The sequence below is a fragment of the uncultured Negativibacillus sp. genome (assembly GCF_944388365.1).
Lineage (GTDB): Bacteria > Bacillota > Clostridia > Oscillospirales > Ruminococcaceae > Negativibacillus.
In genome coordinates this window covers 1-3,985 of the sequence record NZ_CALXIN010000139.1, presented here as the reverse complement: position 1 = coordinate 3,985, position 3,985 = coordinate 1, and the positions used below count along the sequence as shown (strand labels likewise).

The 3,985-nt window shown below is 58.8% G+C and carries 4 protein-coding genes and 1 pseudogene; all 5 read right to left on the bottom strand.

Going from position 1 to position 3,985, the window contains the following annotated elements; translation table 11 throughout:
• Positions 1 to 818, bottom strand: an 818-nt coding sequence (locus Q0L39_RS11120) for an ABC transporter permease subunit (RefSeq protein WP_296629201.1), incomplete at its 3' end; no start/stop codon positions are given.
• Positions 815 to 2,056, bottom strand: a complete 1,242-nt coding sequence (locus tag Q0L39_RS11115) for an ABC transporter substrate-binding protein (RefSeq protein ID WP_296629199.1) — start codon at positions 2,054 to 2,056, stop codon at positions 815 to 817. The genes Q0L39_RS11115 and Q0L39_RS11120, both read right to left, overlap by 4 nt.
• Positions 2,057 to 2,091: 35 nt before the next feature.
• Positions 2,092 to 3,063: a (Fe-S)-binding protein gene (locus tag Q0L39_RS11110; protein WP_296629197.1), complete on the bottom strand. Its 972-nt coding sequence runs from the start codon at positions 3,061 to 3,063 to the stop codon at positions 2,092 to 2,094.
• Between the two features lie 15 nt (positions 3,064 to 3,078).
• Entirely contained in the window at positions 3,079 to 3,756 is a 678-nt protein-coding gene (locus Q0L39_RS11105; protein WP_296629195.1) for a TIGR04283 family arsenosugar biosynthesis glycosyltransferase, read from the bottom strand.
• A gap of 13 nt (positions 3,757 to 3,769) precedes the next feature.
• A pseudogene (locus Q0L39_RS11100) lies at positions 3,770 to 3,985 on the bottom strand (hypothetical protein); the annotation flags it as partial.

Genomic DNA, 3,985 nt, shown 5'->3' with positions numbered 1-3,985 from the left:
CACGCCATCCCCAGGCTGATGAGCAGCATCAAACTGTTCATCGCCATCGCCGTCGGACGGTTCTTTAGGTCGGGCGAGATGTATTCGAGGTACGCCGCTACCGGCAGCGCCTTCGGGAGAGTGGGTCCGAGCAGATAGGGCAGCTCATAGGCGCCAAACGAAAACGCCAGCACGATCAGAAAGGCGTTTTGGATGGCGGGCAGGCAGACCGGCAGCGTCACGCGGCAGAATGCCTGCATCGGTGAGGCGCCGAGGTTGCGGGCTGCCTCGCCCAGATTTTCGTTGACCGCCGCCATCAGCGTCACTACAAAGAAGGCGACAAACGGAATCTCCTTCCACAGGTAGGCAAGGATAATCCCCACTCCTGCCCGATCAAACAGCAGGTCGGGAAAGGACTCCTGACCACCCAGCAACCCCAGCGCATACAGCAGGCGGGCAAACAGTCCGCTCTGCGAAAAGAGGTTCATCACAAACAGCGCCACCACGACGTGCGGCAGCATGATGGGCAGCTGCATCAGCCGCATCGAGCCGGTGCGCACCTTGCCGGAAAGCACCATCGCCGAGCAGACCGCCACGCCGCCGACCGCTGCCAGCACCGACGAAACCACCGACAGATAGAGGCTATATCCCAGCGACTGCCAGAAATCCGTGTCGCTCAGCAGCTGACGGTAGTAGGCAAGCGTCGGTTCGGTCAGTCCCAGCGACGGCACGATGCCAAAGCTCTGCACCAGGCCGCTTGCCAGTCCGAGAAAGAACAGCAGCATCAGCACCAGAAACGGCAGCAGCAACACTAGCGGCGTCAGCGCCCGTTTTCTCACTTGCCGACGACCTCCTCCTGCCAGAGCTGTTCAATGATCGGCACCAGCTTGACCGGCATCTCGGGCAGGCGCTTTTCCAAAAGCTCCTCCTGCGCGATGGTGCCTGGACCTGGGTCGACCGCGTCAAAGAGCGCCTTCTCCTCATCGGAGAGCTTACTGTTATCCAGCACCGGCAGAATCTTTAATTCTTCATAGCGCGACGCCTGCACCTCGGGCGTCAGCAGCTCATTGATGGCGACCAGCGCGCCCGCCTTATTGGGAGAATTCTTTGCCACCGCTACAAAGTTGGTGTTGCCGATGGTGCCGTTATCAAACAAAAAGCTGCGGCTGGTTTCGGTACACATGCCCTGTTCGATAGCAGTCGCAATCCAGTAGGATTCGTAACGCATATGTAACAGCAGTTCTCCGTCCATGTACATCGTTTCCTGCTGGGAAACGGTCGCTGGGAAGGTGGTTCCCTCCTTCCAGAGGTAGGGATTTAATTCTCTGAGGTAGTCCAGCGCCGGCTGGATGGCGGCTTTGACCGTCTCCTTGTCGGCTTCCATATCCATGAACACCTCCGGATCGACAAACTCATAGATGATGTTGCGCACAAACGCACTGCCGGTGAAGTCCGGCGGCGCAGGATAGGTCACCTGAGCCGGGTACTTCTTGACAAAGTCGAGCAGCTCCTGCGCATTGGACGGCGTTTCGGGCGTTTTGGCAGAATCGTTAATCAGCACCAGCTGCGCCTTGCCATAGGGCGCTTCGTAGCCCTCGATCGGGTAGGCAAAGTCGTAGCAGGTGTCGTCCGAGGTTTCGTCCACATAGGCTGCAAAGTTTGGCAGCGCCTGGGTAAACGGGCCATAGAGCAGGTCGTTTTCTTTGGCAGAGAAGAAGTTCTCGCCGTTAATCCAGATCATGTCGATGCTGCCGTCGGTCTTGCCCGCCTGCACCTCGGAGGAGAGCTTATTGAGAATCTGGTCGATGTCCATCGGCACCCGCTCGATGGTGATGTCGTACTTTTCCTTCATCAGCGGAGCAAAGGTTTCGTCGATCCAGTGGTTGATGAGCTCGTCGCCGCCCCAGCCGTAAAAGCTGACGGTGGTTCCCTTCGCCTGCTCGACCAGCTGCTCAAACTCCACCTGCGACAGATCGAGCGTCTGTTCCTCCTTGGACTGGCAGCCGCCCAGTCCCATACACAGACCGAGGCTCAGCAGCAGCGCCGCTCCCTTTTTGATGATCGAAGCAAATTTCATGATCAGATTCCTTCTTTCTTTCCTATTTAATATGTCTACAAAATCAGCTTATATTTTGCGCGGTTTAACAGCGTGGACATGCCCTTGACCGGTGTTTCGCCGGTCCGCAGCAGCTCCACCAGCAGGTGGTGGACTCCTTCGCAGCCGCTGCGGGCAAACTGTCCGGCGCAGGACGCGCAGTAGGTGTACATCTCCGACAGCCCTTTGGACTGCATCTTTGTGGCAAAGCCGGCGGCGATCTGCGGCTCACTTGCCGCGGCGCTGCCGCCCAGTCCACAGCACTGGACGCCGCTGAGCTGCTCGATCTGTCCCTGCAAAAGCGGCAGAAAGCTCTCCATCATCTCGCGGCTGTGCCGGTCGGGACAGGGCAGATAGAGCGCAAAGCGTTCGGCGCGCAGCGGCTGCACCAGTCCCAGTTCCTGCAGCTTCTGATAGATGCTGACCACCGGAAGATCGAGCCTTCCTTTTAAAAAGGCGCAGCAGTTGGGACAGAGCACCACCAGCTCGGTCGCACCGATTCGGTGCAGCCGCCTGGAAAGCCGGTCGCAGATGGTCTTACTCTCCTCCATCATCCCAAGCTCGGCGATCGGCTTGCCGCAGCAGTCCATCACCGTGCCGATGCCTGCCCGCTCCTCGAGCAGCTTTATCAGCTTTCGGGTCGTTTTGGGATAGAACGAGGGAAAGTTGCACCCTGGGAACAGCACCGGTCCAGGTTTGGCGCGGCGGTAGCTGTTAAACAGGTAGTTTTTCTTTTCGAGCACCAGCATCCGGCGCGCCTTTGCTTCGGGCAGCGCCGAAAAGCTGCCCGCCTGCGCGATGCGCTCTTGCCGTAAGTTCAGCGCAATCTCCCTGCCGTCGATGTCCCTGGGACAGCAGGCGGTACATTCGCCGCACAAAAAGCAGTGGTATGCAAGCTCGGGATGCTGGGCAAAGCCGGCAAGGTCGAGCTTATAGTTAGCCAGAAACGCACAATGTCGGGTGCAGTTTCCGCAGTGGATACAGTCCATCCCTTTTCCTCCCTGTCATCGAATGTCGCGGTAGAGCCGCGCAATCTCCTGCGCCGGACAGCCCTTGCGAAAGCGATGCTGCAACACCTGCATCCTCCACATCGTCCGCAGCATTCCGCCCTGCTCGAATCTGCGCGCCGAGGTCGTCAGATACCCTCTGGTCTGTCCGAGCGGGACCTTGCCTTTTAGATCCATCGAGAGCTTATAATCCTCCATGATGGGCAGGTCGGCAAAGCCGCCGATCTGATCGAACAGCTCGCGGGTGAGAAAGATGCCCTGATCTCCAAAGGCTATTTTACGCAGGCGGACACGCAGGTTAGAACAAAAGGAACAGCAGCGCATCCACGGATGACTGCTGTCAAACCGGATGCGAAAGCAGCCGAACCGATAGCCGCGCCGGATGACCTCCTCCACCTGTGCGCACAGGTCGCGCGGCAGCACGCTGTCGCAGTGCAGAAAGAGCAGCACCTGACCGCCGGCGTGACGGGCGCCTTCGTTCATCTGGCGGGCGCGTCCTTTGGGACAGTGCACCACCGGATAGTGCGCCGCGATTCTTTCGGCGGTGCCGTCGGTGCTGCCGCCGTCGGCAAAGATGACCTCCCAGTCGCCGGACAGCCCTTGCAGCTGCGCAAGAAAGCCGTCGATCTTCTGCGCCTCGTTGAGCACCGGCACGATCAGCGATAGTTTTGCCATCCTGTTTCCTCCATTAAGCAAAGTAATTCTTCCAGATCCAGCCCAAAAAGTCCTCGGTCAGATACTCGAGAATCTTCTGATAGGTTCCGTGGTTCTGAATCGGACGGGTCGGGTCCTGATATTCCACCCATGCCATCGCACACCAGCGGATTCCGCGCAGGCAGGTCATCGTTTCGTACATCGCCGTCCGGCAGCAGCATCCGGCGGCGTTGATGACAGCCATCGTCTG

Coding starts and splice junctions, on each gene's coding strand:
- Q0L39_RS11115 (WP_296629199.1), bottom strand. CDS start 2,056: ATGAAATTTGCTTCGATCATCAAAAAGGGAGCGGCGCTGCTGCTGAGC.
- Q0L39_RS11110 (WP_296629197.1), bottom strand. CDS start 3,063: ATGGACTGTATCCACTGCGGAAACTGCACCCGACATTGTGCGTTTCTG.
- Q0L39_RS11105 (WP_296629195.1), bottom strand. CDS start 3,756: ATGGCAAAACTATCGCTGATCGTGCCGGTGCTCAACGAGGCGCAGAAG.